Below are 24,132 nucleotides of genomic sequence, written 5' to 3'. Positions count from 1 at the left end.
CTCCTGCGAGAGACCCTACACACCATCCGCCGCGTGCCCGACCCTCCGGCGATCGCGGTCAGGCGCGATAGACCGTGCGCGCCCACTCGTGGTACGGCGCGGGGGCGACGGTCGCGCGGATCGTGACCTGGCGGTGATCCTGGTCGACCGAGTGCTTCGCGGAGATCGGATCCTCGCCCCACACCACCTCGACCTCGGTGCCGTCCGCCACGTCGACGTCGATCGTCGCGAGCGACATGTAGAGCTGGTCGAACGCGATGTACCCCGCGTCGGTGGAGATGCCGACGCTCTGGCCGTCGAGCCGCACGTCGTCCATCTGGTAGAGCCCGTAGCGCGCCTTCGGGAAGTCGAGGAACTTCGCCGGAGTGCCGGGTTCGAGCTGGGAGCGGACGACCGATGCGACGTCTTCGGCATTCCAGAGCAGCGTGGCCTTTCGCCGGCGCGGAGCCTCGGCGTGGCGCTCGAGGGCGGCGCGCCCATGGAAGTCGTGGTCGAAGCGCACCGAGCGCCCGAGCCCCAGGTCGTAGGGGGTCATGTAGAAATCGCGGATGTCGGACGAGAAGTGCGACCCGGCCACCGATCCGATGCGCGCGGCCGGCAGCCACTCGCGGTACTCGGCCAGGTCGTCGTCGAAGACCGCGGGGAACGGGGTGGGCACCCAGCCCGACTCGAGCGGCGTCGCCGAGTAGGCCTTCGCGCCCACGCGGCGGATGTCGAACTCGGCGCCGGCGTCGAGGATCGCCTCGAGCACGGCCTCGTTGTCTGCCCAGGGCCCGAAGAACTCGAAGCCCGGCTGTCCTGCCATGCCGTGGCGAAGCCCCTTGACCGCGCGTCCGGCGATCTGGAAGTCGCCGATGTGGAAGAACTTCACCTCGGGTGGCGGGCCGCCGAAGAGCTTCTCCATGACCTCGTCGGCGCGGGGGCCCTGCAGCTCGTAGCGGTAGAAGGTCGGGGGGCCCTGACGCATGTGCGAGTTCGGCTCGAGGCGGTGGTGCACGTCCTTGCCCGCCGCCGCGGCCTTCTCGACGTTGTAACGGATCCAGTCGATGAGGATGTGGTGGCCGATGAGCACCAGGCCCTCGGGGGCGTCTTCGTTGTAGAAGAGGATGCCGTCCCCGATGAGGTAGCCGCCCTCGTTCACCGAGATGAGCTGCTTGGCCACGCCGGGCCGGAAGGTGGCGAACGTGTTCGGCGAGACCGATTCGAGGAGCGGCAGCAGATCGCTGCCGCCGAGGAACAGCTGCGTCATGTGGTGGGACTGGTCCATGAGCGCCACGGTCGTGCTCCACGAGCGCTGCTCGTCGCGCCAGTTCGTGAACTCGGGTGCGACCGGGAACGTGAAGGCCGGCCAGTTCTGGTTGCGGAGCAGCTCCACGGCGGAGCCGGCACGGGTGATCGCCTGGGCGAGGGATTCGGATGTCATCGTCGACGTTCCTTTCGTTACGTCCGATCGTGCGCCCGCCGCGCCGGTTCGACGTGTCGGCTTCCGATGAAAGGAAATTCCGCGGCGTATGGGCGGTCTCGATGTCACCGTGAACCGGGTCGACGGGGCCGCCGGCGCATGCTCGTGGAGGGGGCCCGAGATCACGTCCGCATAACCGCACACCAAAATCGTTGACAATCGGGGAGCGGATCCGTAGCTTCCCAGACAGGGCGGGATTCGTCCTTTATGTCGTAGGCAAGGATGCTGCGACACGGAGAGGTGAGCAATGGCAGCTCGACTGACCCTGCAGGAGGTGAACCTGCGATTCGGTGGCATCACGGTGCTCGAGAACGTGGGATTCACGGTCGAACCGGGCCAGATCTTCGGCCTCGTCGGGCCGAACGGCGCGGGGAAGACTTCGCTGTTCAACTGCATCAGCGGGCATTACCGCCCGAGTTCCGGGTCGATCCGCATCGATGACGACGAGATGCTCGGCTCGACGCCGGCACGCCTCGCCCGACGCGGACTCGCGCGGACCTTCCAGCATCCCGCGCTCCAGCTGCACTCGTCGGTGCTCGAGAACGTGCTGCTGGGCGCTCACACCCGCCTCCCGGGCGGACCGGCCGAGTGGTCGATCCGGTCGCCCCGCACCCTGCGGTCCGAGCGCGAGCTGCGCGCGGAGGCGCGTGCGCTGCTGGAGCGGACGGGCCTCGGATGGGCAGCCGACCTCCCCGCCGACGAACTCTCCCACGGTCTGCACAAGGGCATCGAGCTGTGCCGGGCGCTCCTCTCGCGACCCCGCCTCCTCCTTCTCGACGAGCCCGCGGCGGGCCTGCCGCACTCCGAGGTGGAGCAGCTGATCGCGACGGTGCGCAGCATCCGCGACGACGACATCACCGTCATCGTCGTCGAGCACCACATGGGCCTGATCGCCGCGCTGACCGACCGGGTCGTCGTGCTCGACCACGGGCGCACGCTCATGGAAGGCACGGCCGCGCAGGCGCAGAACGACCCTCGCGTGATCGAGGCCTACATCGGAAAGGACGCGGTCGATGGCGCTGCTTGAACTCGAGAACGTCACCGCGTTCTACGGTCCCGTACAGGTGCTCGACGGCGTCTCGCTGTCGGTGCCCGAGGGAGGCGCGGTGGGCATCCTCGGAGCGAACGGCGCGGGGAAGACCACCACGCTGCGCGCGATCACCGGCGTCGTACGGGCGGGCGGCAGCATCCGCTTCGACGGCCAGGACATCCGGGGCATGCGCACCGACCGCGTCGCCCGGATCGGCATCGCCCACGTTCCCGAGGGCAGAGGCACGCTCGGTTCTCTGACCGTGCGCGAGAACCTGCGTGTCGGGGCCTACCTCCGCAAGGACCGCACGGCGATCCAGACCGACATCGACTACCTGCTCGAGCTGTTCCCCAACCTGAAGGAGCGGTACCGCTCCAGCGCCTCCGCGCTCTCCGGTGGAGAGCAGCAGATGCTGGCCGTCGCCCGCGCCTTCATGGCCCGGCCCCGGCTGCTGCTGCTCGACGAGGCCTCGCTCGGGCTCGCGCCGAGCACGGCGAAGAACGTCTACGACGCGATCGCGCGGCTGCGCGTCGAGTCGGGCATCGCGATGCTCGTCGTCGAGCAGAACGCCAACCTCGCTTTCCGCCTCGTCGACAGCGCGACGGTCCTCGAGACCGGACGCAACGTCCTCACCGGCACCTCGGCCGAGCTCAAGGGCATGGACGAGATCCGACGCGCCTACCTGGGAGGCTGACCGATGGGTACCTTCGTCCAACTCGTCGTCGACGGGCTCTCGATCGGGTCGGTGTACGCGGCCCTCGCGCTCGCGATCGTGCTCGTGAACCAGACGACCGGGCTGATCAACTTCGCGCAGGGCGGCATGGCGGTGCTCTCGGCGTACATCGCGTGGTGGTTCACCGGCTTCGGTGTGCCCCTGATCGTCGCGATCCTGCTGTCGGTGCTGGTCTCGTTCTTCATGGGCGCGGGCATCGAACGGTGGGTGATGCGCCGCTTCGAACGGGGAGACCCCGACACCGCGGTCGTGGTCACCATCGGTGTGCTCACCCTCATCACCGGCATCTGTGGGTGGCTCTTCACCTACAACAACCAGCAGTTCGCCTCGCTCTTCTCGCTCGACACCGTCTCGATCCTCGGGGCCTCGGTGAGCGTGCGGTCACTCGGCACGACCCTCGTGATCGTGGCGATCATGATCGCGCTGCAGGGGCTGTTCCTCGGCACGAAGCTCGGACTCGCCCTCAGGGCGGTCGCGGTGAACCCGCAGTCGGCGTCGTTCTCGGGCCTCCCCGTCGGTCGGCTGCTCATGGTCGGGTGGGGCCTCGCGGCGGTGCTCGGTGCCGTTGCCGGTGCGCTCATCGCCCCGCAGCTGACGCTCACCCCGGGAATGATGGACAACGCCCTGGTCTACGCGCTCGCCGCGGTGATCCTCGGCGGCCTGTCGAGTCCTCTCGGGGTGGTGCTCGCGGCCTGGATCATCGGGGTGCTCGAGAACCTCGCCGCCGTGTACGTGCCGTTCATCGGCTACGACCTCAAGGTCGCGGTGCCGTTCGTGCTGATCTTCGTCGTGCTCATCGTTCGACCGCAGGGCCTGTTCGGCCGGAAAGCCGTGGTGCGCGTCTGATGTCCGCTGCAACGTCGTTCCTCTCGCGCCGCTGGGTGCGCCTCGCGATCACGATCGTGGTGGTCGCGCTCGTGCTCGCGCTGCCGCTCATGCTCCCCGAGTTCGCCAACCAGACCGTCGCGCGCATCGGCGTCTTCGCCGTCGCGGTGCTCGGCCTCAACGTCGTCATGGGCTACACCGGCCAGGTCTCGCTCGGCCAGATCTTCTTCGTGGGGTTCGGGGCGTACATCACCGCCTACGGGGTCGAGAACGACTGGAACATCGTCGTCACCTTCATCGCGAGCATCGTGCTGCCGGGTGTCGTCGGGCTTCTGATCGCGCTCGCCGCCGCTCGCCTCGGCGGGCTCGCGATCGCGATGGTCACCATCGCTCTCCCCATCGTCGGCGTGCCCCTCGCCAAGCGCCTGTCCGAGTTCACGGGCGGCTCGCAGGGCATCTCCGCCCGCTTCACCGATGCGCCGGAATGGTCGGGTCTGTACGACGACCAGTTCCAGCTCTACATCGTGATCCTCGTCGGCGGCATCGTCTTCCTCCTCACCCGCAACCTGGTGCGCGGGAAGTACGGCCGCGCCTTCGCCATCGTGAAGGAGAACGAGGCCGTCGCCTCGTCGATGGGCATCTCGCCCTATCGCTACAAGGTGCTGGCCTTCACGGTGGCCTCCCTCATCGGCGGCGTCAGCGGCTTCCTGTACATGGTGGTGGTGCAGTACACCTCGCCCGAGACCATGAGCTTCGGCCACAGCATCCAGCTGCTCGCCGCCATGGTCATCGGCGGCGCGGGCAGCATCATCGGGTCGCTCCTGGGCGGCGCGTACTACGTGCTCGCCCCGCAGCTGACGAACCTCGTCGATCCGAACCTGACCGCCGTGCTGCAGGGCGCGCTCCTGCTGCTCGTGCTCTTCCTCCTCCCCGGCGGGCTCGCCTCGCTTCCCGCCCGGCTGCGGAAGCTCTTCCGAAAACCTCAGCACGCCGGTCCGTCCGGCAGTCGACCGACTCCTCCGCAGGGCGAGCAGCAGCGCCCCGCGGCGGAGGGAACCGTCCTTCGAGACGCCGCCGGGGGCGGCACCTCGGGCACCGATAACAAGAAAGAGGATCAGGCATGAACATGAGCAAGAGGAGCAGGAGCGTCCTGGGCATCGTCGCCCTGAGTTCGGCGCTCGCGTTGACGATCTCGGGCTGTTCGCGCGGGGGAGAGGGCGGCGGTGACGCCTCGGGCGGCGCGGTCGCGGCCAGCCCCGGCATCACCGACACCACGCTCACCCTGGGCATCACGACGCCCCTGAGCGGTGCGACGGCCGGCCCCGGCACGTGCACCGTGGCGGGCGTCACGGCCTACTTCGGCATGAAGAACGCCGAGGGCGGCATCGAGTTCGGCGACGGCAAGACGCGCACGGTCGAGATCAACGCGCTCGACGACGCATACGACCCGCAGAAGGCGAAGGCCAACTACGACCAGCTCAAGGACAGCGTCTTCGCGATGACGGCGGGCCTCGGAACGCCGACGAACCGCGCGTACCTCCAGGCGGCCGTCGCCGACGAGGTGCCCCAGGTGCTCGTCATGACGGGCGACCCGATCTTCAGCGACCAGGCCGAGAGCCCGGAGCAGCTCGGCTTCGTGCCGATCTACCAGAACGAGGGCGAAGCCTTCGGAGAGCTGCTGGCCTCCTCGACCGAGAGCCACAAGGTCGCCGTGCTGTACCAGAACGACGACTACGGCGAGGGGTACCTCGAGGGCTTCAAGACGGCCGTCGAGGGCGCCTCGAACATCGAGATCGTCAAGGAGCTCACCTACGAGGCGACCGACACGGCCGTCGATGGTCAGATGACCGAGCTCGCCGCGTCCGGAGCCGACGTCTTCGTCAACGCCATGTCGATCACGCCTCTCGTGATCTCGGCGCTGCAGAAGGCGCAGCAGCTGAACTGGACCCCGAGCTGGTTCCTGCCGTCGAACACCTCGAGCCCGACGGCGATCCTCCAGCCCGGTGGTGCCGACGCGTTCCCCGGCATCTACTCGGTGTCGTTCGCCAAGGCCCCGCAGAGCCCCGCCTTCGCCGAGGACGAGGACGTGAAGACGTACCTCTCCGCGCTGAAGGAGTACGGCAACTACCCCGACATGCCGGCGTTCCCCCACTGCCAGTGGAGCTGGATGGTGGGCGCGACGCTCGAGCAGGCCTTCGAGAACATGACCGAGCCGACCCGTGAGAACTTCATGGAGGCGCTGAGGTCGATCACCGACTTCCAGGCACCGCTGATGCTCGACGGCACCGCCGTCGACACGACGGTCGACGGTCAGCCCGCGGTCTCGTCGGTCGTCGTGCAGAAGTACAACGGCACCGGCTACACCACCGTCGAGGACTTCGGCTAGACCTCCGCCTGCCGAAACGGCGGTCCGTCCCTCGGGGCGGGCCGCCGTTTGGTGTTTCCCAGGCAGGACTTCGGATGCTTCGTGCGACACGCCGGGCCAAGCGGTGGCTGCCGCGGGGTGCCGGCTGGTTCGTCCGACGTTGTGCGGAGGGGTCAGTCGAGGGTGCGGAGCACCTCGACGATCCCGGCGAGGTGGGTGCGTGTCGCCGCCTCCGCAGCATCCGCGTCTCCGGCGATCACCGCGTCGATGATCGCGATGTGCTCGGGAGCCGATCGGGCGGCGCGCCCGGGGGCGAACGCGAGGCGGAACTGGTGCCGTGCCGACTGGGCTCGCAGGCGCTCGAGCAGCTGGGTGGCGGTGGCGTGACCGCTCAACTCGCGAAGACGCCGGTCCATCTCCTGGTTCAGGCGGGAGTACTCGACGAGATCGCCGGCGGAGACGGCGGTCCCGATGCGGTCGCGCAGGTCGCGCAACCATGCGATCGCGTCGGCGTCGACCCGCTCTGCGGCCTTGCGGGCGCACAGCGACTCGAGGCCCACGCGCACCTCGACGATCTCGATCGCCTCTTCGACGCTGATGGCGCGTACGCGCGCACCGCGGTTCGGCAGCCGCTCGACGAGTCCCTCGCTGGCGAGGGTGAGCAGCGCGGTGCGCACCGCAGCGCGGGTGGCGGTGAACCGGTCGCTGAGGTCGGCCTCGATGAGGCGCTGGTGGGGGGCGAACTCGCCGCCGAGGATCGCTTCGCGGATCTGCTGATCGACGGTGGCTCGTTCCACGGTGTCGGCGTCATCGGCGACAGGCATGAGGGTCATGGTTCCACGCTCTCCGTGAGATGCCCGTGGCGACCTCCACGGGCAGTGGCACCATTGTCGCCGATCCGGGCACCATTCTCGACGCCATTTCCGCTGTGCGGCAGGTGCGGAGTCAGGGCGCGGGGTGCGTGCTGGCCGCGAGACGCCAGGTCGCGTCGGGGATCGTGCCGACGGTCGCAACCGTGATCGCTCGCGCCGACGCGGCGCTCGGCTCGAGATGCGCGACGCATCCGTGGGCCGCCTCGATCCGGACGGCGACGCCGTGCGGCCGCAGAACGGCCATGAGCGCGTCGGCGATCTGCTGTCCCAACCGCTCCTGCAGCTGGGGGCGGCGGGCGGCGAGCTCGACGAGAGTCGCGATGCGGCTGAGGCCCGCGATGTGGCGCACGGGCGCGTAGTAGATGTCGACGGTGCCCTCGAAGGGGAGGAGGTGGTGCTCGCAGACCGACCGGAACGGGATGCCGGTGAGCCCGACGAGTTCGCCGGGCTGCTCGTTCTCCGTCAGGGCGACGGGAGCGCCGAGCGCGGCGGCCGGGTCGACGCCGAGCCCCGAGAACAGATCGAGGAAGAGGTCGGCGACGCGTTCGGGCGTGCGGAGCAGGCCCAGGCGGTCGGCGTCCTCGCCGACGGCCAGCAGAAGTTCGCGGACGGCTGAGACCGCACGGTCGCGGTCGACGCTGACGGGGCTGGTGATCGTCATGGGGCCTCCTCGGCACCTTCGAGGCGGTCGATCAGGTCGAGTCCGCTGCGGGCCCACTGGATCTCGCCGAGGGCACGCTCGACGAGGCCTTCGTAGGCGAATCTCTTGTACGCGATCGTGCGTTCGCGATCTTCGTCGGCGGTGACGGCGAGGCGTCGGACGAGCATCGGGTTGTCGGCGGCGTCGATGCGCACCAGCTCGCCGCGCCACTGATCGAGTTCGCCCTCCCACTGCGCGATGTGAGCGCGGAGGAACGCGCGTCCCTGCGCGGGGGTGGCGGCCTCGAGGTAGGCCGCCCGCAGATGCGCGGGATCGCGCACCCGCTGATAGTCGGGCGGCGAGGCCATCCAGTCGAGGAATGCCTGCTCGCCGGCCGGAGTGATGTGGTAGAGCCGTCGGGTTCCGCGTTCGCCGCGGGTCTGCTCCTCGCCGGACAACAGCCCCTCGCCCTCCATGCGGCGCAGCTCGGGGTAGATCTGCGAGTCGGGCGCGTGCCAGACATGGCCGACGGAGACGGCGAACTGCTTCTGCAGTTCGTACCCCGACTGCGGACCCACGCGAACGAGCGCGAGAAGCGCGTATCGCAGACTCATCGGACTCCTTCTGTCGTCACCCCGTCGGAGTGCCGAGGCTACCGGTCGATGCACCGCGGGGTGCGGCGAGGGGCCCGGGCGAGTTCGCCCAGGCCCCTCGGACGGACGTGCTCAGTCGTTGTAACCGGTGCGCCAGCCGCCCTGGTAGGTCGACCGGGCGACGGTCGAGTAGGGGACGGGGCTGACGACGACGCGGACCTCGGTCTGCTCGTGCTTCTCGACCGACGCCTTCGACGTGCCGCCGTCGGGCTCGCCCCAGACGACCTTCAGCTCGGTTCCCTCGGGCACGTCGGGGTCGACGACGCCGAGCGAGAGGCCGCGCTTCTCGTTCGCGCTGTATCCGGTGAACATCGAGAATCCGACGTTCGTGCCGTCGGCGTCGACGATCGAGTCGTAGTTCGCCGAGCCGTAGTTCGCCAGCGGGAGGTCGAAGAACTTGTAGGTCGGTCCGTCGACGTTGAGGAGCGATCCCCAGACTCCGGCGAGGTCCTCGGCGTTCCAGGCGAGCGTGACCTTCTTGCGCTGGCTGGCCGGGTCGATCTTCTCGAGGGCGTCGCGGCCGATGAAGTCGTGGTCGAACTTCACGAACGAGCCGTATCCGAGCTCCCACGGGGTCAGGTAGTAGTCCTCGATGTTGTCGGAGACGAACGAGCCGGCGAGCGTTCCGGTCGCCTCGTAGCTGTCGGTGCCGAGCCACTCGCGGTACGCGCGCTCCGCCTCGCCGGTGTAGATGGCCGGCAGCGGCGACGGGATCCAGCCCGACTCGAGCGTGTTCGAGGGGTAGGCGCGCGATCCGACCGGGACGAGACCGAACTCGGCCCCCGCCTCGACGATGGCGTCGCGGATGGCGTCGTGGTCGGCGTACGGGCCCCAGATCTCCAGGCCCGGCGCGCCGGCCATGCCGTGACGGAGGGTGCGGACCTGCTTGCCGGCGATGCTCATCGTCGACATGTTGAAGAAGCCGAGCTTCTCCAGCGGGCCGCCGTTGAGCTTCTCGATGACGGCCCAGGCGTTGGGACCCTGGATCTGGAAGCGGTAGTACTGGCGCGTGACCGCGTGGCCGTAGGGGCGCGAGTTCGAACGACGGTCGACCGTGAGGTCGAGGTTCGAGTAGCCGCCGGTCTCGGCGTGGAACATCAGCCAGTTCGACGCGGGTGCGCGGCCGACGTAGGTGTACTCGTCCTCCGCCTCGCGGAAGAGGATGCCGTCGCCGATGACGTGGCCCGACGAGGTCGTCGGCACGTACTGCTTCGCCTTGTTGACGGCGAAGTTCGCGACCGAGTTGATCGCGGTGTCGCTGATGAGCTTGATCGCGTCGGAGCCCTTGAGGAACACGTTGTCCATGTGGTGCGACTGGTCGTACAGCACGGCGGTGTTGCGCCAGGCCTGCTGCTCTTTGATCCAGTTCTGGAAGTCGGCGGGCACGACGGGGTAGATGTACGAACCGATCTGCGAGTTGCGCAGCATCTCGACCGGGTTGGTCTGGTCGAGCAGCTCCTGCAGGTTGTCAGCCATGGAAGGTGAACCTCTCTGTTCTCTCTCGAAGAGTGCCTCGGATGAGGCATGGGGTCAGGTGAAGACGATGGTCTGGTTTCCGTGCCGGATGACACGGTCCTCGGCGTGCCACTGCACGGCTCGCGACAGCACGGCGCGTTCGACGTAGGCGCCGCGGGCCTGGAGGGCTGCGGCAGAGTGCGAGTGGTCGACGCGCGCGACGTCCTGCTCGATGATCGGACCCTCGTCGAGGTCTTTGGTCACGTAGTGAGAGGTCGCGCCGATGAGCTTCACGCCGCGTTCCTTGGCCTTCTTGTAGGGGCCGGCGCCGATGAAGGCGGGGAGGAACGAGTGGTGGATGTTGATGACGGGAACCCCGACGCCGGTGATGAAGTCGTCGGAGAGGATCTGCATGTAGCGCGCGAGAACGACGAAGTCGACGTTGCCCGCGAGGAGCTTGAGGATCTCCGCCTCGGCCGCCGACTTGTCGGGCCCCTGCGAGGGCACGTGGAAGAACGGGATGCCGAAGGAGCGCACGTCCTCCGCGGTGTTCGTGTGGTTGGAGATCACCATCGGGATCGTGACGTTGAGCTCGCCGCGGCGGTGGCGCCACAGCAACTCGAGCAGGCAGTGATCGCTCGTGGAGGCGAGGATCGCCATGCGCTTGGGCACCGACTGATCGGTGAGTTTCCAGGTCATGCCGTAGGGCTCGAGGGTCTCCGCGAGGTCGGCCTTGAGGTCGGGGAACGCGGCGGCGAGGTCGTTCATGTGGAACACGACGCGCTGGAAGAAGTTGCCGCCCTCGGGGTCGTCGCTGTACTGGTCGAGCGAGACGATGTTCGCCTTGTGCCGCGTGATGAGCGCGGTCACGGCGGCGACGAGCCCGGGCTGGTCAGGGCCGTGGACGATCAGGCAGGCGCGATCGCGAAGGGCGGCGGTGTGCATGGACATGCGTTTTCTCCTCAGGCCTCGGTCGTCGGGCGCGGGTCAGACGCGGGCCGCGATGTAGTCGCGTGCCCACTCCGACGTCGCCTTGAGACCGCCGAACGTGTAGAAATGCAGTTTGACATCCCCCGACGCGGGGTTCTGGGCGAGCTCGGCGGCGAGGTCGGTGACGAAGGTGTCGGGACCGGCGGTTCCCATGAGGTTCGTGAGCGAGAACCCGTACTTCTTCACGATCATCGCGTTCGCGCCGACGCCGAAGCGGCGCGCGAACCCGATGAGGCGCTTGATGCCCGCGGGGCCGGGGGTGCCGATACGGATCTCCGACGCGATGCCGCGCTCGCGGACACCGTTGACCCAGGCCGTGACGGGGTCGGTGTCGAAGGCGAACTGCGTGAGGATGACAGCATCCAGGCCCTGTTCCTTCAGCGCCGCGGACTTGTCTTCGAGGTGCTTCCAGAGCACGTCGTTCGGGATGTCGGGGTGCCCCTCGGGGTAACCGGCGATCGAGACCTCGGTGGCCCCGTACTTCTGAAGGAGTCCGGTGCGGATGACCGACAGCGAGTCGGGGTAGGGACCCTCGGGCTCCGCCGGGTCGCCGCCGACCGAGAACACGTTCGAGCTCGCGCCGACCTGCTGGAGGCGGTCGAGGTACTCCTCGAGCCGAGCCTGCGACGACAGGCGTCGGGCCGAGATGTGCGGGACCGGGACGAAGCCCATGTCGACGACGGCCTTCGAGGCAGCCACGCGCATCTCGAGGTCTTCGTTCCCGAGGAAGGTGACGTTGATCTTGGTACCGGCCGGGATCGTGCTCTGGGCTTCCTGGAGGCCGGGGATGTCTTTGCCGGTCATCTCCAGCGAGAAGCCTTCGACGAGACGAACGGATGCGGCGTTGTCGCCCGCGGGGGATGTGTGTGCCACTGATCGTGGTCCTTTCCGCTCTCAGGGGGAGTGCGTCACTGCAGCTCCGAGAGGGACATTACCTACGTTGATAGGTAATGACAAGAGGTATTTCGGATGTGCCTGTCGGCCCACGGATCCGTGACGTCCGTTCGCCAATAAACGATCACGCGACGATCGTCACGGAATGCTTGACATTGGGTCGGCCATCGCGGAGCATGGCGGTGTCAGCACGACGCGGTGCGGATGACAGCGTGACTCCCGTAACGGGCGCCCGCCGATGGCCCTGTCGCGTCGACACCCACTCACCGCACTGAGAGGCCATTCGATGAAGAAGACCCTGACCGCGCTCGGACTCGTCGCCGTCGCAGCCCTGGCGCTCGCCGGCTGCAGCGACTCCGCCGCCACCCCCGCGAACACGTCGTCGGGCTCCGCCGACGCGGGCGGCGGCGAACTGCGCGACGTTCGCGTCGCCGCCCTCCCCATCGCCGAGAGCGGGGCGCTCTGGGCCGCGATCGACGCGGGCATCTTCGAGGAGCACGGCCTCGCGGTCGAGGTCGTCCCCGCCCAGGGCGGCGCCCAGGCGATCCCCGCCCTCCTCAGCGGTGACATCGATTTCGCCATCGGTCAGCCCATGGGGCCGATCCGGGCCGACCTGCAGGACCTCGGGGTGGTCATTTTCGGCAACTACGCCTCGAGCCTTGCCAGCGGCGACGACGTCAACTCGGTCGTCGCGCTCGCCGACTCCGGCATCGCGAGCCCCGCCGACCTCGCGGGAAAGCGCGTCTCGGTCAACAGCATCGGCGCGGCCGGCGACCTCACGATCCGCAAGGCCGTCGACGACGCCGGCGGCGACTCGTCGACGATCGAGTTCATCGAGGTCGCCTTCCCCGACGTGCAGGCGCAGCTCGAGGCCGGCAACATCGACGCCGGATGGGTGCCCGACCCGTTCCGCGGCCTCATCGTCAGCGGTGGCGGGGTCGACGTGGTCTCGCCCTACCAGGCGACCATTCCGGGTCTGACGGTGCTGACCAACTTCACCACGCAGGAAAAGATGGACTCCGACCCCGAGCTCGTCGCCGACTACGCGGCGGCCATGAAGGAAGCGCTCGAGTACGCGACGCAGAACGAAGACGCCGTGCGCGCGGCGATCGCGTCGAACCTCGAGATCCCGGAGGCTGCGGCCGCAGCGATCACGCTGCCGAACTTCACCTTCGATCTCGGCGACGCCGGCATCGAAGACCTCGGCGCCCTCGCCGTCGAGTACGGCTACATCGACGCGGAGCCCGACTTCGCCACGCTGATCCAGCCGCAGCAGTGACCCGACCGGGGGCGTCGCTCGGCGACGCCCCCGGCCTCTCCCTCCCGGAAGGCGTCTCATGACCCTTGCTCCCCCCGCTCCGCTGCACACCTCGACGGTGGTGGTGCCGCGTCGCCGGAAGCCCCGGCGGTCTCCGCGCAAGCCCCTCCTGGGCGCGCTGGGCATTATCGGCTTCCTCGCCGTGTGGCAGCTCGTCGCCGCGGCCGGAATCGTGAACCCTTCGCAGCTGCCCTCGGCCGTCGACACGTTCGCCCGGCTCGGCGTGATGGTCGGAGACCTCGAGTTCTGGCGCAACGTCGGGCGCACCATGACGGCCTGGGCGATCGGGCTGACCATCGCCTCGGTGCTCGGCATCGTGCTCGGCGGGCTCGTCGGGCTGATCCCGTTCCTGCGGAAAGCGACCCACAGCACGGTCGAGTTCCTCCGCCCGATCCCGTCGGTCGCCCTCATCCCGCTCGCGATCCTCGCCTACGGCATCCAGATCCAGGCGGCGCTCGTCATCATCGTCTACGCCTGCTTCTGGCAGGTGTTCGTGCAGGTGCTCTACGGCGTCGCCGACATCGACACGGTCGCCCGCGACACCGCGCGCAGCTACGGGCTGACGCGGGTCGCGCAGCTGCGAAGCCTGGTGCTCCCCACGGCGCTCCCCTACATCTTCACGGGACTGCGGCTCGCCGCATCCGTCGCCCTCATCCTCGCCATCACGGCCGAGATGACCATCCAGAACCCGGGCCTCGGTCAAGTGCTCGTCGTCGCCTACAACATCGGCAACATCTCGACGGTGTACGCGGTCGTCGTCGTCACGGGCATCCTCGGGCTGCTGATCAACCTCGTCTTCCGCTTCGTCGAACGCCGCGCGTTGGCGTGGCACCAATCGATCCGCGGGGAGGAAGTGCTGTGACCCTCTACACGAGCACCGTGCGCACCGCCTCGCCCGCGCCGCGCGTGTGGGCCAAGGCCGGCAAGAGCATCGGCTTCGCCATCGGTCTCCCGATCGTGCTGCTGATCGTCTGGGGAATCTGGGGAACCCTCGCCCCGGCGAAGTTCTTCCCGGGCCCGCTGCGGATCGCCGAGGCGTTCGTCGACACCTGGGTCGGGCCGATCTTCGTCACCGACGTGCTGCCGAGCCTGGCGAGGCTGGCCGTGGCCATCGTGCTCGCGATCGCCATCGGGATCGCCGCCGGAACGCTGATCGGTCTCACCCGGTGGCTGCGCGAGCTGCTCGAGCCGCTGCTGGAGTTCTTCCGCGCGATCCCGCCGCCGGTGCTCATCCCCGTCTTCGTCGCGCTGCTGGGCGTGACGGACAGCATGAAGATCATCGTGATCGTCTTCGGGTCGCTCTGGCCCGTGCTGCTGAACACCGTCGAGGGGGTGCGCGGCACCGACTCGGTCATGACCGAGACCGCGCGCTCGTTCTCGCTGACGCGCAGCCAGCGGCTGTTCCGCCTCGTGCTGCCCGCGGCGAGCCCTCGCATCATGGCGGGGGTGCGCCAGACCCTGTCGGTCGCCCTGATCATGATGGTCATCTCCGAGATGTTCTACTCGTCGTCGGGGCTCGGCTTCCGCATCACGTTCTTCCAGCGCAACTACCTCATCGCCGAGATGTGGAGCGGCATCGTGCTGCTCGGCCTCGTCGGTGTGCTGCTGGCCGTCGTCTTCACCATCGTCGAGCGCAGAGTCCTGCGCTGGTACCACGGAATCAAGGAGGTGGAGCGTGCCTGAGACGCTCCTGCACGTCGAGCACCTGAACAAGGTGTACGAATCGACCACCGGATCGGTGGAGGCCATCGGCGACATCGACTTCACCATGCGTCGCGGCGAGCTGGTCTGCATCGTCGGCCCGTCGGGCTGCGGCAAGACCACCCTGCTCAAGTGCATCGCGGGGCTGCTCAAGCCCACCGCCGGCAGCGTCGTGCTCGACGGCAAAAAGGTCACCGGCCCGCCGCCGAACATGGCGCTCGTCTTCCAGGAGTACGGTCGCAGCCTCTACCCCTGGCTGACCGTGCGGGGCAACGTCGAGCTGCCCCTGAAGCACAAGAAGCTCTCGAAGGGCGAGCGCGACAGTCTCATCGACGACGCGCTCGTCGCGGTCGGCCTCGATCACGCGGCCAAGAGCTACCCGTGGCAGCTCTCGGGCGGCATGCAGCAGCGCGTGGCGATCGCCCGTGCCGTCGCCTATCAGCCCGAGGTGCTCATCATGGACGAGCCCTTCGCCGCCGTCGACGCGCAGACTCGGGCCGATCTCGAAGATCTGGTGCGCCGCCTCCACCTCGAGCGCGGCATGTCGATCCTCTTCGTCACTCACGACATCGACGAATCGGTCTACCTCGGCGAGCGGGTCGTCGTGCTGTCCAAGTCGCCGACATGGGTGCAGGAAGACCTCGTCATCGACCTGGCCCCGGACCGCGACCAGATCACCACGCGGGCCCTGCCGCGCTTCACCGAGCTGCGCACGCACGTCTACGAGCAGATCCAGCGCGCCAAGCGGGGCGAGGCCGTGCGGCCGGTCGCCTGACGTGTCGTCCACGGTCACCCCTGCCCGCCCCCGCGATGAAGAGGCGGGCCTCGCCCGCAACCCGCGACAGCTGCTGCTGGCGCTGCTGGGTGAGCAGCTCGACCTGCGCATCGAGCGACCCCTGCGCGCGGGTGTCTACCTCGACGTGCTCGAGGGTGCGGGCGTCGCCGGCCCGACGGCGCGCGCCACACTCGACCGCATGGTCGTGCGCGGGTTCCTGAGCCGCGGTCGCGTCGGGCGCGAGGTCGAGTACGGCCTCACCGACCACGGCCGCGACGTGCTGCGCGAGGGGTCGGAGCGCGTGCATTCGCCCGACCCGTTCTCGCCCCACGGCGGAGGATGGACGCTCGTGACCTTCTCGGTTCCCGAGGGCCAGCGCACTCTCCGCCACCGCCTGCGCGCCGCCCTCACCTGGGGCGGGTTCGCGCCGGTGCGCGACGGTCTGTGGGTCGCCCCCGGCGAGGTCGATCTCGCCGGTGCGCTCGAGCCGCTCCGCGACGAGCTGGCCGACTCGAGCGTCGTGGCCTTCCGGGCGCGCGACCTGCCCGAGTTCCCTCTCGCCGCGTCGGTGCGGGAGGCCTGGGATCTCGTCGCTCTGCGCGGACTGCACGAGCGCTTCCTGGCCGTATGGGAAGAGCCGGCGCGCTCCGCAGCATCCGTTCCGCCGCTGTCGTCGCTGACGATGCTGGTGTCGGACTGGCTCACGTTGCTCAGGGCAGACCCCCGTCTTCCCGACGAGTTCCTCGACGACGACTGGCCGGCGCAGCGCTCGATCGCCGCCTACCGGGCGCGTCGTAGCGAGCTGCACGTCGCGGCCGTCGCGGCCTTCGCCGACCTGGGCTGACGTTGAGCGCGACGAGACGGTTCGTCTACCGCGTGACTTCGATCGTGGTGCGAGGTCGGGCGTAGCCACGCGCGCGGCACTATCGTGAACGGGTGAAAGCTCCCCGGAGAGCCCTGCTTGCGGTTGCCGTCCTCACGAGCCTGCTTCCAGCGGCGGCATGTTCAGCGTCAGGACCTCAGGAGGACGATTGGGTGCTCACTCCTGTGAGCTATGACAACTCGATGGACGGCGAGCAGGCGGGCGAGAGCCTGATCGACACCACCTACCCGATGGAACTGCTCAGCGACACCGCGGGAGGCTTCTGGGGGGTTTCGGTCGGCTCTTGGCTGCACATCGATGCGTCCGGCGACGCCGTCCGCCGGTTCAACCTCGACGAGGGCGTCCCGAGTGGCGCGGTGGCGGCAATCACCCCCACTCAACTCGTGGTGGTCTCATCCGACGCGGTGAGCGGAGGTGGAGTGGTGCGGGTCTTCGACACGGAGACCATGTCATGGGATGTGGTCCACGAGGACTCGCGGCCTTTAGGAGACGTGACGGTGTTTGGTCAGGACGTCCTTGTCGTCGCTTACGACTACTCGGCGACACCGACGTTCACGGTCGCGAGGCTCCCGCTCGATGAAGGCGTCGGCGCCGTCGACATCACCACGCCATTACCGGCGGTTGGCCAGATCGCCCTGGACGCGGACAGCACTGGCACGATCCACCTCGTCACTGGGGAACACCGCTACACCTTCGCCGCTGACGGTCAACTCCTGGCCGAGGTGGCATCCCGGAGCGAGCGCCCCCTGATCTCCGTCAACGACCGGGGAGACGTACTGTCGTCACGCCAGGGAACACCGCAAGAGCTCTCCTCCTTCGTCGCGGCCGGGTCGGCACAGGCTCGAGCGGTCATCGAACGTCACGCCGATTGCGATCCGTCGGGTAGTGGCGCTGCTGTCGACCACCTCGCGATTGTTACCGCCGAAACGACCGTGACGACACCGTTCTTGTGCGCGCCGGCGGGAATGACCTGGATCACCGACGATGCGTTCGTCGTCTCCGTCGGCGACGAGGGAGGCGCCCCACTGGTGCTCGTCACACCACCTCCCCGCCCGGGGGCACTTTCGTAGGCATACGCCGCCTCGGGGCACATGGCGAGGCTGTCGCGACGAATATCCGCGACTACTCGTATCCGACCCGGCCCGGGAGGAGGAGCTCGGGCAGTGGGAATCCTCGGTCAAGACGGTTCAGGGCGGCCGGCGACCTACGAGTGCACCGCCTGCGGCAGGCAGTTCAGTGTCGGAGAAGTCGAGCACCACGCGCTCTGGCGGAGATCTGCCCCGCACAGGTCTTAGCGCGAGCGATGGTGCGAACCGGAGCACGTACGCCGCGGCCTCGCACGCTCGGGCCGCCACGAGCGGCGAGCCTCAGGAGTTTCGTATACACAATCGCGTGAGTTTCGTATACGATAACCGCATGAGCGAGCATCTGTTGAACGGCAAGCCAGTGACCGACGAGCAGATTCAGGCGTGGGCGGATGAGGCCGAGGTCGGTTACGACCTGTCAAAACTTCCCAAGCCGCGTCGCGGACGGCCGCCCGTGGGCGACGGCCCAGGCGCGGTGATCCCCGTGCGGCTCGATGCCTCCACCCTCGCGGCCTTGACCGCGCGAGCCGAGGCCGAGGGCATCACCACGCGCTCTGATGCGATCCGCGCCGCGGTGCGCGAATGGGCACACGTTGCCTGAGCTGCACAGATCAGCCCGCAAGCACTACCGGCGTGACCAGCTCGACGACTCAGTCGTGCTCTACGCGGCCGCGCACGTCCTGCATTCGCGTCCGCTCGACGACGAAGACGACCCAGGCCGGTGGCTCATGATCAGCACCGACCCCGCAGGCCGTCTACTCGAGCTCGTCGCTCCGATCTACGACGATGGCTACGAGCTGGTCATCCACGCGATGAAAGCCCGCGCTCAGTACCTCGCCGAACTCTAAACCGATCCGCGTGCGGCCCGTCGGCGTTGTGCTCGGCGTCGACGTTCGACTGCCTCCTGGCGCTGCGCGGGTCTGTAAGCAGCCGACCGCGCCATGCGAAATGCTCGGCCTGCTCGGCGGTGGAGTGGGTCCCGGCGCGATGAACCTCCGTCAGGTGACGTTACTGCGGGGACGGACAGCTTGGGCCGTCGCGAGTCCCGGAGGTTCCGGACGGACGACTTTCCGTGGAGGGGATGAGCAGTAATCCAGTGCGGCGGCAAAGGTGACAATGTTCGGCAGTCGTCGCATGCTCCGGGCTGCAACCCACGGCGTCGAACTCACACCGACACACCTGATTGCTCGCGGACACTTCCTTACGCGCAGCTATCGGCGCCAGGAGATCGTGTCTGTGGGTGCGGTTCGATTGACGTGGTGGCCGAGTCTGCTGCTCAACGTGCTGCTGAACTGTGACGTCGAGCACACCCTTCGCTTGTCTCTCATCGGCGGTGCACACCGCGTTCTGCTCGCCGCAAACTCGCACACGCAAGATGTCGAGGTTGCGGTCGAGATCGTTCGCGCGTGGTGCCAAGACGATGCCACCTAGCGTTTGCCCGCGGAACGACATGCTTCTTGCGTTGGGTCGTCAGTTTTTCCTGCGAGACGAGCCCGGCCGTTCGGGGCTGAGGCGCGGGATCAGCGGCGCGTCAGGTCTCGTCGGCGGTATGGAGGCGAGCCAAGTTCGCGGAGCGTCACGGCGGATCCGTAACAGAGCCGGCGTGCGCTGGCGCGACGTGGGCCTGTGCAATTACTCTCTCCAACACGCATCTCGAGTTACGGGTTCGAATCCCGTCGCCTCCACTCCCGGGGGCGTAGCCACCGGCATGGCCCGCTGCGCCCCGGCTTCGTTCGGGGCGCAGACGGCTAACCGCAGCCGAACCCCATGCGAGCCCATGGCAGGATCGGCCCCGATATCCCGTCGGAGCGGCGCGCCCGTTCGATACTTCTCAGGTGAATCTCTCCGTGGAAGTCTTCCCGCTATCGCCTTTCCGGTGGGTAGCGGTCATCGACGGTCCGCGTGGTCCGTCGATGAACGAGGCATCGCGTGGGACCCGATGTGCGCAGAGGAACTGCTATACCGAATGCTCCGGCACCCGGGTGCCCCCGCCGCGGAAGGGTGAAGGCTCGCCGATCGGACGCGGGAGTCGCCGGAGTGGAACAGGGCAGTAGGGTCACATCATGTCGATGAGGTGGCTCACGCGCGAGTGGGCGTCGGGTGGTCTTGGGGAAATCGAGTACGAAGAGCGATGGAGCAGCTACCTCGCGCATCGAGACGAGGTGCGACCACGCCTCACCAGGGGTGCGGATCGGCTTCTCGACAGCATCCATCTTCACGACGGCCAGGTGCGATCCTTCGACTACCGACCCCGTGACATGCTCCAGGTCTGCGCGCTGATCGGGGACTTACAGGTGGGGTACGAATTTGTCGAGATGAGCTACGCGGAAGCCGAGTTGCGGCTGGAGGCCGGTGTCACGATCAGCTCCCTGAACCTCTTCGACTCAGAGACCGAGATCATCTACGACGAGGTCGATACAGCTCCCGAGGGACGCTTCGTTCACCGAGTGCTCCTCTGGCCCGAAGGTGAGTACGAGGTCGTTTTTACCGCGTTCGCCGATCGACGGACACCGGCCACGCCTGCGGACCGTCGTTAGCGCCCCGCTGAGCCGGGCCAGGGCGGGGTAACGCGCGTGGCCTACGTTCAGCCGCGCTTGCCGAACCGGGCGCGGAGGTCGGGCTTACGCACCTTGCCCGAGGCCGTGCGGGGGAGATCCTCGACGACCACGACGTTCTTGGGGAGCTTGTAGCGCGCGAGCACCCCGTCGAGGTGGCTGCGCACCGACTCGGTCGTCACCTCCGCGTCGTCGCGGAGGGTGACCACGGCCCACGGCACCTCGCCCCAGCGTTCGTCGGGCACCCCGATCACGGCCACCCCCGAGATGCCGCCGATCTCGGCGATGAGGCTCTCGACCTCTGCGGGGTAGATGTTCTCGCCGCCCGAGATGATCATGTCCTTCAGCCGGTCGGCGATGAAGAGGTACCCGTCGTCGTCGAGATAGCCCAGGTCACCCGAGCGGAACCAGCCGTCGTCGGTGAATGCTGCAGCGGTCGCCTCGGGCAGGCCGTGGTAGCCGAGGAAGACGTTGGGGCCCGAGATCTCGATCTCGCCCACCGTGCCCGCCGGCACCCGCTCGCCGTTCTCCCCGGCGATGCGCACATCGGTGAAGAAGTGGGGGAGGCCGACGCTGCCCTGCTTCTCGCGGGTCATCGCCGGCGACAGCGCGGTCGCGCCGGGGGAGGTCTCGGTCATCCCGTAGCCCTGCGAGAACGAGAGCCCGCGCTCTTCGAAGGCGTTGAGGATGCGCAGCGGCACCGCGGAGCCGCCGCACGTGAGCTTCTGAAGGCTCGACACGTCGGTGCTCGGCCAGTCGGGATGATCGGCCATGAGTTGGTAGGTCGTCGGAACCCCGCTGAGCATGGTCACGCCGTGACGTTCGACGAGGCGGAGTGCGCGCCCGGCCTCGAACCCCTTCTCGAGCACGAGCGTCGCGCCCTTGAGGATCACCGGAAGTGCCCCCATCCCGAGCGACGCGACGTGGAACAGGGGGGAGATCATCAGAGCCACGTCGGACGAGACGACGTCGTAGTCGACGATGCAGTTCATCGCGCACCACGTCAGGTTGCCGTGGCTGAGCACGGCTCCCTTCGCCCTCCCCGTCGTTCCGGAGGTGTAGATGATCGCCGCCGGATCGTCGAGACCGATCCCCGCATCGGCGGGGCGTGGAGCGGCCTCACGCATATAGTGCGCGAGGCCCGGCACCCCCGGAGCACCCTCGCCGGTGAGGAACACGTGCGCGACGCGCGCCGCCTCGATGCCGTCGGCGACACGCTCGGCGAACTCGGCGTCGTACACCAGGGCTTTCGCGCCCGAGTCGGCCAGCACGTGCGCGATCTCGGGCGGAGCGAGGCGCGTGTTCACCGGCACGAACACGGCGCCGCGCTGCGCGCAGCCGAACAGCACCTGCAGGAACTCGGGGCTGTTCTCGCCGAGGTAGCCGACCGCATCGCCCGCACCGATCCCCCGGTCGGCGAGCACGGCCGCTACCCGGTCGGCAGCATCGGCGAGGGCGCGGTAGGTCATGGTCCGGTCGTCGCCGAAGACGATGGCCGGCTTGTCGGGCGTCTTCCGTCGCCGCTTATCGAGCCAGAAGCCGAGTCCGTGATCCTGCGTCATTGCGTGTCCTCATCGTCGAGGGTGTCGGGAGTCGACCCGGTGGGTCAGGCGTAGAAGCGGTAGAGACCGCGCGCGATGACGGCGGGCTTCGTGCCGCCCTCGATCTCGATCGTCTGGTCGACCGCGAACTGGTAGCCGCCGGGCACCTCGGTGACCTCGGCGATCACGGCACCGCCGCGCACCTTCGCCCCCACCTTCACGGGCGAGACGAACCGCACCTTGTCGAGGCCGTAGTTGACCTTCGCGCTGACGCCCTCGACGTCGAACAGCTCCGACCAGAACTTCACCGTCAGCGACAGCGTCAGGAAGCCGTGGGCGACGGCGCCGCCGAACGGGCCGTCTTTCGCGCGCTCGGGGTCGACGTGGATCCACTGGTGATCGTCGGTGGCGTCGGCGAAGAGGTTCACCCGGTCCTGGGTGACCTCGACCCAGTCGGTCCAGCCGAGGTCGGTTCCGGCGAGGCCGGCGGCATCGGTGTAAGCGACGGTAGTCGTCATGAGTGCTCCTAGGGGTATGAGGGTCAGGTGAGGTTGAGCAGGCGTGCGGCGTTGTCGAGGAGGATGCCGGGCATCACCTCGGGCTTCAGGTCGGTCTGTTCGACGTCGCGCAACCACCTGTCGGGCGTGAGCAGCGGGAAGTCGGAGCCGAAGAGGATGCGGGACTTCAGGAACGAGTTCGCGGCGCGCACGAGCTGCGGCGGGAAGTACTTCGGACTCCAGCCCGACAGGTCGATCCACGTGTTGTGCTTGTGGGTCGCGACCGAGATCGCCTCGTCCTGCCAGGGCACCGACGGGTGGGCCATGATGATCTGCAGCTCGGGGAACTCTGCGGCGACCGTGTCGAGCAGCATGGGGTTCGACAGTGCCAGGCGAAACCCGCGTCCTCCGGGCATCCCCGCGCCGATCCCGGTCTGGCCGGTGTGAAACAGGGCCACCATGCCCGCGTCCTGCAGTGCGGCGTAGAGCGGGAACCATGCCGGGTCGCTCGGATCGAACCCCTGCACGGTCGGGTGGAACTTGAACCCGCGCACCCCGTAGTCGCCGATCAGGCGTTGTGCCCGCTCCACCGCGTCGGCGCCGCGGCGGGGGTCGACCGAGCCGAACGGGATCAGCACGTCGTTGTTGCGAGCGGCAGCTTCCGCGATCTCCTCGTTCGAGAGAGGCGGATGCTGCAGCGCGGTCTGGGCGTCGACGGTGAAGACGACCGCGGCCATCTGCCGCTCGCGGTAGTACGCCGCGATCGCGTCGATGTCAGGGCGCTCGAGTTCGGCGCTGAAATACTTCGAGGCGGCGTCGGCCAGGTCGGGCGGCAGCGAACTGTGTCCGTGATCGTCGACCTCCACGTGCACGTGCACGTCGATCGCGCGGATCGAGGCGAGGTCGATCGCCGGCTCGTAGCGGGTCACGGCCGGGGGCGCTGCAGTTCTTCGGGAAGGGCGGGGAAGCGTTCGCCGACCGACTGCTGGTGCTCGCCGATGAGGGCGGGAAACTCATCCTGCAACGCTTCGACGTCCCATCCGCCGTCGTGATACGCGGTGACGACGGGCTCGGGGTGCGACCACAGTTGCAGGCGGTCGCCGCCCACACCGATCGCCTGGCCGGTGACGCCGCTCGCCTCGTCGGAGGCGAGGTAGGCGATCAGCCCCGACACGTCGTCGGCGGTGCCGAATCCGAGGTCGTGGCGATAGAACGCCGGCATCGGTTCCCCGGCCGTATCGGCTTCGACGGCGGCCGCGAAGTAGGGGACCGTCGCGGTCATCGCCGTTGCCGCGACGGGCACGACGACGTTCGCGGTGATGCCGGCCTTCTTGAGCTCGAGTGCCCACGTGCGCACCATGCCGACGATCCCGGCCTTGGCGGCGGCGTAGTTCGTCTGACCGAAGTTGCCGCGCTGCCCGGTGGGGGAGCCGATGCAGATGATGCGGCCGGCGATCTCGTTGGCGCGCATGTAGGTCGCCGCTTCGCGAACGCACGTGAATGTGCCGCGGAGGTGGACGCCGATGACGGTGTCGAAGTCGTCATCGCTCATCTTCCACAGCACGGTATCGCGCAGGACGCCGGCGTTGGTGACGAGGATGTCGAGGCGGCCGTACGTGTCGACGGCGGTCGAGACGAGCAGCTGTGCCGTCTCGGTCGAACCGACCGGCGCGACGACCGCGACGGCCCTGCCCCCTGCGGCCTCGATGCTGGCGACCGCCTCGGCGGCCGTGGCGGCGTCGACATCGTTGATGACGACCGACGCGCCCTGACGGGCGAGTTCCTGCGCGTAGGCGAGGCCGAGGCCGCGGCCGGATCCGGTGACGATGGCGACTTTGCCGTCCAGGGACATGAGGGC

Annotated in this window: 26 protein-coding genes; 15 read left to right on the top strand and 11 right to left on the bottom strand. The window is 68.3% G+C overall.

Annotated features, from left to right (window positions below; translation table 11 throughout):
- Window positions 1-58 precede the first annotated feature (58 nt).
- Window positions 59-1,423 (bottom strand): aminomethyltransferase family protein, encoded by a 1,365-nt coding sequence (locus tag DEA06_RS11805; RefSeq protein WP_116648186.1) that lies wholly within the window; start codon window positions 1,421-1,423, stop codon window positions 59-61.
- Between the two features lie 286 nt (window positions 1,424-1,709).
- Between DEA06_RS11805 and DEA06_RS11800 the strand changes: the two genes are divergently transcribed.
- From DEA06_RS11800 to DEA06_RS11780, 5 genes are read left to right on the top strand one after another with little or no spacing between them, the layout of a single operon-like run.
- Complete coding sequence (locus DEA06_RS11800; RefSeq protein WP_116648185.1) at window positions 1,710-2,489, top strand: ABC transporter ATP-binding protein; 780 nt, start codon at window positions 1,710-1,712, stop codon at window positions 2,487-2,489.
- A complete protein-coding gene (locus tag DEA06_RS11795; protein ID WP_116648184.1) occupies window positions 2,476-3,186 on the top strand; it encodes an ABC transporter ATP-binding protein in 711 nt (236 codons plus the stop codon). Before DEA06_RS11800 ends, DEA06_RS11795 begins: the two co-directional genes overlap by 14 nt.
- Window positions 3,187-3,189: 3 nt before the next feature.
- Window positions 3,190-4,071, top strand: a complete 882-nt coding sequence (locus DEA06_RS11790; protein WP_116648183.1) for a branched-chain amino acid ABC transporter permease — start codon at window positions 3,190-3,192, stop codon at window positions 4,069-4,071.
- On the top strand, window positions 4,071-5,174 hold the full coding sequence (locus DEA06_RS11785) for a branched-chain amino acid ABC transporter permease (protein WP_116648182.1): 1,104 nt from the start codon (window positions 4,071-4,073) through the stop codon (window positions 5,172-5,174). Before DEA06_RS11790 ends, DEA06_RS11785 begins: the two co-directional genes overlap by 1 nt.
- On the top strand, window positions 5,171-6,436 hold the full coding sequence (locus DEA06_RS11780) for an ABC transporter substrate-binding protein (protein ID WP_240606925.1): 1,266 nt from the start codon (window positions 5,171-5,173) through the stop codon (window positions 6,434-6,436). The genes DEA06_RS11785 and DEA06_RS11780 overlap by 4 nt, the downstream gene beginning before the upstream one ends.
- A gap of 152 nt (window positions 6,437-6,588) precedes the next feature.
- On the opposite strand, the gene DEA06_RS11775 is transcribed toward DEA06_RS11780, so the two are convergent.
- The 6 genes from DEA06_RS11775 to DEA06_RS11750 all read right to left on the bottom strand — a co-directional run bounded on the left by DEA06_RS11775 (window position 6,589) and on the right by DEA06_RS11750 (window position 11,829).
- The gene (locus DEA06_RS11775; RefSeq protein WP_240606924.1) at window positions 6,589-7,248 is read right to left on the bottom strand and encodes a GntR family transcriptional regulator; all 660 of its coding nucleotides are present in this window, start codon (window positions 7,246-7,248) and stop codon (window positions 6,589-6,591) included.
- A gap of 112 nt (window positions 7,249-7,360) precedes the next feature.
- Window positions 7,361-7,948 carry a GTP cyclohydrolase I FolE gene (gene folE / locus DEA06_RS11770; RefSeq protein ID WP_116648181.1) on the bottom strand — a complete coding sequence of 196 codons (588 nt, stop codon included), beginning with the start codon at window positions 7,946-7,948 and terminating at the stop codon, window positions 7,361-7,363.
- Window positions 7,945-8,541 carry a PadR family transcriptional regulator gene (locus DEA06_RS11765; protein ID WP_116648180.1) on the bottom strand — a complete coding sequence of 199 codons (597 nt, stop codon included), beginning with the start codon at window positions 8,539-8,541 and terminating at the stop codon, window positions 7,945-7,947. Before DEA06_RS11765 ends, folE begins: the two co-directional genes overlap by 4 nt.
- Before the next feature lie 111 nt (window positions 8,542-8,652).
- On the bottom strand, window positions 8,653-10,056 hold the full coding sequence (locus tag DEA06_RS11760; protein ID WP_116648179.1) for an aminomethyltransferase family protein: 1,404 nt from the start codon (window positions 10,054-10,056) through the stop codon (window positions 8,653-8,655).
- A gap of 54 nt (window positions 10,057-10,110) precedes the next feature.
- A complete protein-coding gene (purU, locus tag DEA06_RS11755) occupies window positions 10,111-10,986 on the bottom strand; it encodes a formyltetrahydrofolate deformylase (RefSeq protein WP_116648178.1) in 876 nt (291 codons plus the stop codon).
- 36 nt (window positions 10,987-11,022) lie between these two features.
- Window positions 11,023-11,829 carry a methylenetetrahydrofolate reductase gene (locus tag DEA06_RS11750; RefSeq protein WP_116648226.1) on the bottom strand — a complete coding sequence of 269 codons (807 nt, stop codon included), beginning with the start codon at window positions 11,827-11,829 and terminating at the stop codon, window positions 11,023-11,025.
- A 376-nt stretch (window positions 11,830-12,205) separates the two neighbouring features.
- Between DEA06_RS11750 and DEA06_RS11745 the strand changes: the two genes are divergently transcribed.
- The 10 genes from DEA06_RS11745 to DEA06_RS11700 all read left to right on the top strand — a co-directional run bounded on the left by DEA06_RS11745 (window position 12,206) and on the right by DEA06_RS11700 (window position 20,218).
- Window positions 12,206-13,198 (top strand): ABC transporter substrate-binding protein, encoded by a 993-nt coding sequence (locus tag DEA06_RS11745; protein WP_116648177.1) that lies wholly within the window; start codon window positions 12,206-12,208, stop codon window positions 13,196-13,198.
- A 58-nt stretch (window positions 13,199-13,256) separates the two neighbouring features.
- Window positions 13,257-14,099, top strand: coding sequence for an ABC transporter permease (locus DEA06_RS11740; RefSeq protein ID WP_116648176.1), 843 nt, complete (start codon window positions 13,257-13,259; stop codon window positions 14,097-14,099).
- Window positions 14,096-14,920 (top strand): ABC transporter permease, encoded by an 825-nt coding sequence (locus tag DEA06_RS11735; RefSeq protein ID WP_116648175.1) that lies wholly within the window; start codon window positions 14,096-14,098, stop codon window positions 14,918-14,920. Before DEA06_RS11740 ends, DEA06_RS11735 begins: the two co-directional genes overlap by 4 nt.
- Entirely contained in the window at window positions 14,913-15,713 is an 801-nt protein-coding gene (locus DEA06_RS11730; RefSeq protein ID WP_116648174.1) for an ABC transporter ATP-binding protein, read from the top strand. The genes DEA06_RS11735 and DEA06_RS11730 overlap by 8 nt, the downstream gene beginning before the upstream one ends.
- Window position 15,714: 1 nt before the next feature.
- The gene (locus DEA06_RS11725; protein ID WP_116648173.1) at window positions 15,715-16,557 is read left to right on the top strand and encodes a PaaX family transcriptional regulator C-terminal domain-containing protein; all 843 of its coding nucleotides are present in this window, start codon (window positions 15,715-15,717) and stop codon (window positions 16,555-16,557) included.
- A gap of 191 nt (window positions 16,558-16,748) precedes the next feature.
- The gene (locus DEA06_RS11720) at window positions 16,749-17,666 is read left to right on the top strand and encodes a hypothetical protein (RefSeq protein ID WP_133241756.1); all 918 of its coding nucleotides are present in this window, start codon (window positions 16,749-16,751) and stop codon (window positions 17,664-17,666) included.
- Between the two features lie 346 nt (window positions 17,667-18,012).
- Window positions 18,013-18,282 carry a ribbon-helix-helix protein, CopG family gene (locus DEA06_RS11715; RefSeq protein ID WP_116648171.1) on the top strand — a complete coding sequence of 90 codons (270 nt, stop codon included), beginning with the start codon at window positions 18,013-18,015 and terminating at the stop codon, window positions 18,280-18,282.
- Window positions 18,275-18,529, top strand: coding sequence for a toxin (locus DEA06_RS11710; RefSeq protein ID WP_205781269.1), 255 nt, complete (start codon window positions 18,275-18,277; stop codon window positions 18,527-18,529). Before DEA06_RS11715 ends, DEA06_RS11710 begins: the two co-directional genes overlap by 8 nt.
- 286 nt (window positions 18,530-18,815) lie before the next feature.
- On the top strand, window positions 18,816-19,112 hold the full coding sequence (locus tag DEA06_RS16385; protein ID WP_165817988.1) for a hypothetical protein: 297 nt from the start codon (window positions 18,816-18,818) through the stop codon (window positions 19,110-19,112).
- 632 nt (window positions 19,113-19,744) lie between these two features.
- Window positions 19,745-20,218, top strand: coding sequence for a hypothetical protein (locus DEA06_RS11700; RefSeq protein ID WP_116648168.1), 474 nt, complete (start codon window positions 19,745-19,747; stop codon window positions 20,216-20,218).
- A gap of 47 nt (window positions 20,219-20,265) precedes the next feature.
- On the opposite strand, the gene DEA06_RS11695 is transcribed toward DEA06_RS11700, so the two are convergent.
- Genes DEA06_RS11695 through DEA06_RS11680 form a run of 4 tightly spaced genes read right to left on the bottom strand, consistent with a single transcriptional unit; the run spans window position 20,266 to window position 24,126 of the window.
- Window positions 20,266-21,798: a long-chain fatty acid--CoA ligase gene (locus DEA06_RS11695; protein ID WP_116648167.1), complete on the bottom strand. Its 1,533-nt coding sequence runs from the start codon at window positions 21,796-21,798 to the stop codon at window positions 20,266-20,268.
- Window positions 21,799-21,842: 44 nt separating this feature from the next.
- Entirely contained in the window at window positions 21,843-22,295 is a 453-nt protein-coding gene (locus tag DEA06_RS11690; RefSeq protein ID WP_116648166.1) for a MaoC family dehydratase, read from the bottom strand.
- 23 nt (window positions 22,296-22,318) lie between these two features.
- Window positions 22,319-23,203, bottom strand: coding sequence for an amidohydrolase family protein (locus tag DEA06_RS11685; RefSeq protein WP_116648165.1), 885 nt, complete (start codon window positions 23,201-23,203; stop codon window positions 22,319-22,321).
- Window positions 23,200-24,126 (bottom strand): SDR family NAD(P)-dependent oxidoreductase, encoded by a 927-nt coding sequence (locus DEA06_RS11680; protein ID WP_116648164.1) that lies wholly within the window; start codon window positions 24,124-24,126, stop codon window positions 23,200-23,202. Before DEA06_RS11680 ends, DEA06_RS11685 begins: the two co-directional genes overlap by 4 nt.
- Window positions 24,127-24,132: the final 6 nt, after the last annotated feature.

This window comes from Microbacterium sp. Gd 4-13 (assembly GCF_003095395.1).
Lineage (GTDB): Bacteria > Actinomycetota > Actinomycetes > Actinomycetales > Microbacteriaceae > Microbacterium.
Note: the sequence above shows the minus strand (reverse complement) of the source record. Positions and strands in the feature narration are given on the sequence as shown.

Excerpts from the sequence above, each read along its gene's own strand:
- DEA06_RS11805 (WP_116648186.1), bottom strand. The coding sequence starts at position 1,423 with ATGACATCCGAATCCCTCGCCCAGGCGATCACCCGTGCCGGCTCCGCC.
- DEA06_RS11800 (WP_116648185.1), top strand. The coding sequence starts at position 1,710 with ATGGCAGCTCGACTGACCCTGCAGGAGGTGAACCTGCGATTCGGTGGC.
- DEA06_RS11795 (WP_116648184.1), top strand. The coding sequence starts at position 2,476 with ATGGCGCTGCTTGAACTCGAGAACGTCACCGCGTTCTACGGTCCCGTA.
- DEA06_RS11790 (WP_116648183.1), top strand. The coding sequence starts at position 3,190 with ATGGGTACCTTCGTCCAACTCGTCGTCGACGGGCTCTCGATCGGGTCG.
- DEA06_RS11785 (WP_116648182.1), top strand. The coding sequence starts at position 4,071 with ATGTCCGCTGCAACGTCGTTCCTCTCGCGCCGCTGGGTGCGCCTCGCG.
- DEA06_RS11780 (WP_240606925.1), top strand. The coding sequence starts at position 5,171 with ATGAACATGAGCAAGAGGAGCAGGAGCGTCCTGGGCATCGTCGCCCTG.
- DEA06_RS11775 (WP_240606924.1), bottom strand. The coding sequence starts at position 7,248 with ATGACCCTCATGCCTGTCGCCGATGACGCCGACACCGTGGAACGAGCC.
- folE (WP_116648181.1), bottom strand. The coding sequence starts at position 7,948 with ATGACGATCACCAGCCCCGTCAGCGTCGACCGCGACCGTGCGGTCTCA.
- DEA06_RS11765 (WP_116648180.1), bottom strand. The coding sequence starts at position 8,541 with ATGAGTCTGCGATACGCGCTTCTCGCGCTCGTTCGCGTGGGTCCGCAG.
- DEA06_RS11760 (WP_116648179.1), bottom strand. The coding sequence starts at position 10,056 with ATGGCTGACAACCTGCAGGAGCTGCTCGACCAGACCAACCCGGTCGAG.
- purU (WP_116648178.1), bottom strand. The coding sequence starts at position 10,986 with ATGTCCATGCACACCGCCGCCCTTCGCGATCGCGCCTGCCTGATCGTC.
- DEA06_RS11750 (WP_116648226.1), bottom strand. The coding sequence starts at position 11,829 with ATGACCGGCAAAGACATCCCCGGCCTCCAGGAAGCCCAGAGCACGATC.
- DEA06_RS11745 (WP_116648177.1), top strand. The coding sequence starts at position 12,206 with ATGAAGAAGACCCTGACCGCGCTCGGACTCGTCGCCGTCGCAGCCCTG.
- DEA06_RS11740 (WP_116648176.1), top strand. The coding sequence starts at position 13,257 with ATGACCCTTGCTCCCCCCGCTCCGCTGCACACCTCGACGGTGGTGGTG.
- DEA06_RS11715 (WP_116648171.1), top strand. The coding sequence starts at position 18,013 with ATGAGCGAGCATCTGTTGAACGGCAAGCCAGTGACCGACGAGCAGATT.
- DEA06_RS16385 (WP_165817988.1), top strand. The coding sequence starts at position 18,816 with ATGCTCCGGGCTGCAACCCACGGCGTCGAACTCACACCGACACACCTG.
- DEA06_RS11700 (WP_116648168.1), top strand. The coding sequence starts at position 19,745 with ATGTCGATGAGGTGGCTCACGCGCGAGTGGGCGTCGGGTGGTCTTGGG.
- DEA06_RS11695 (WP_116648167.1), bottom strand. The coding sequence starts at position 21,798 with ATGACGCAGGATCACGGACTCGGCTTCTGGCTCGATAAGCGGCGACGG.
- DEA06_RS11690 (WP_116648166.1), bottom strand. The coding sequence starts at position 22,295 with ATGACGACTACCGTCGCTTACACCGATGCCGCCGGCCTCGCCGGAACC.
- DEA06_RS11680 (WP_116648164.1), bottom strand. The coding sequence starts at position 24,126 with ATGTCCCTGGACGGCAAAGTCGCCATCGTCACCGGATCCGGCCGCGGC.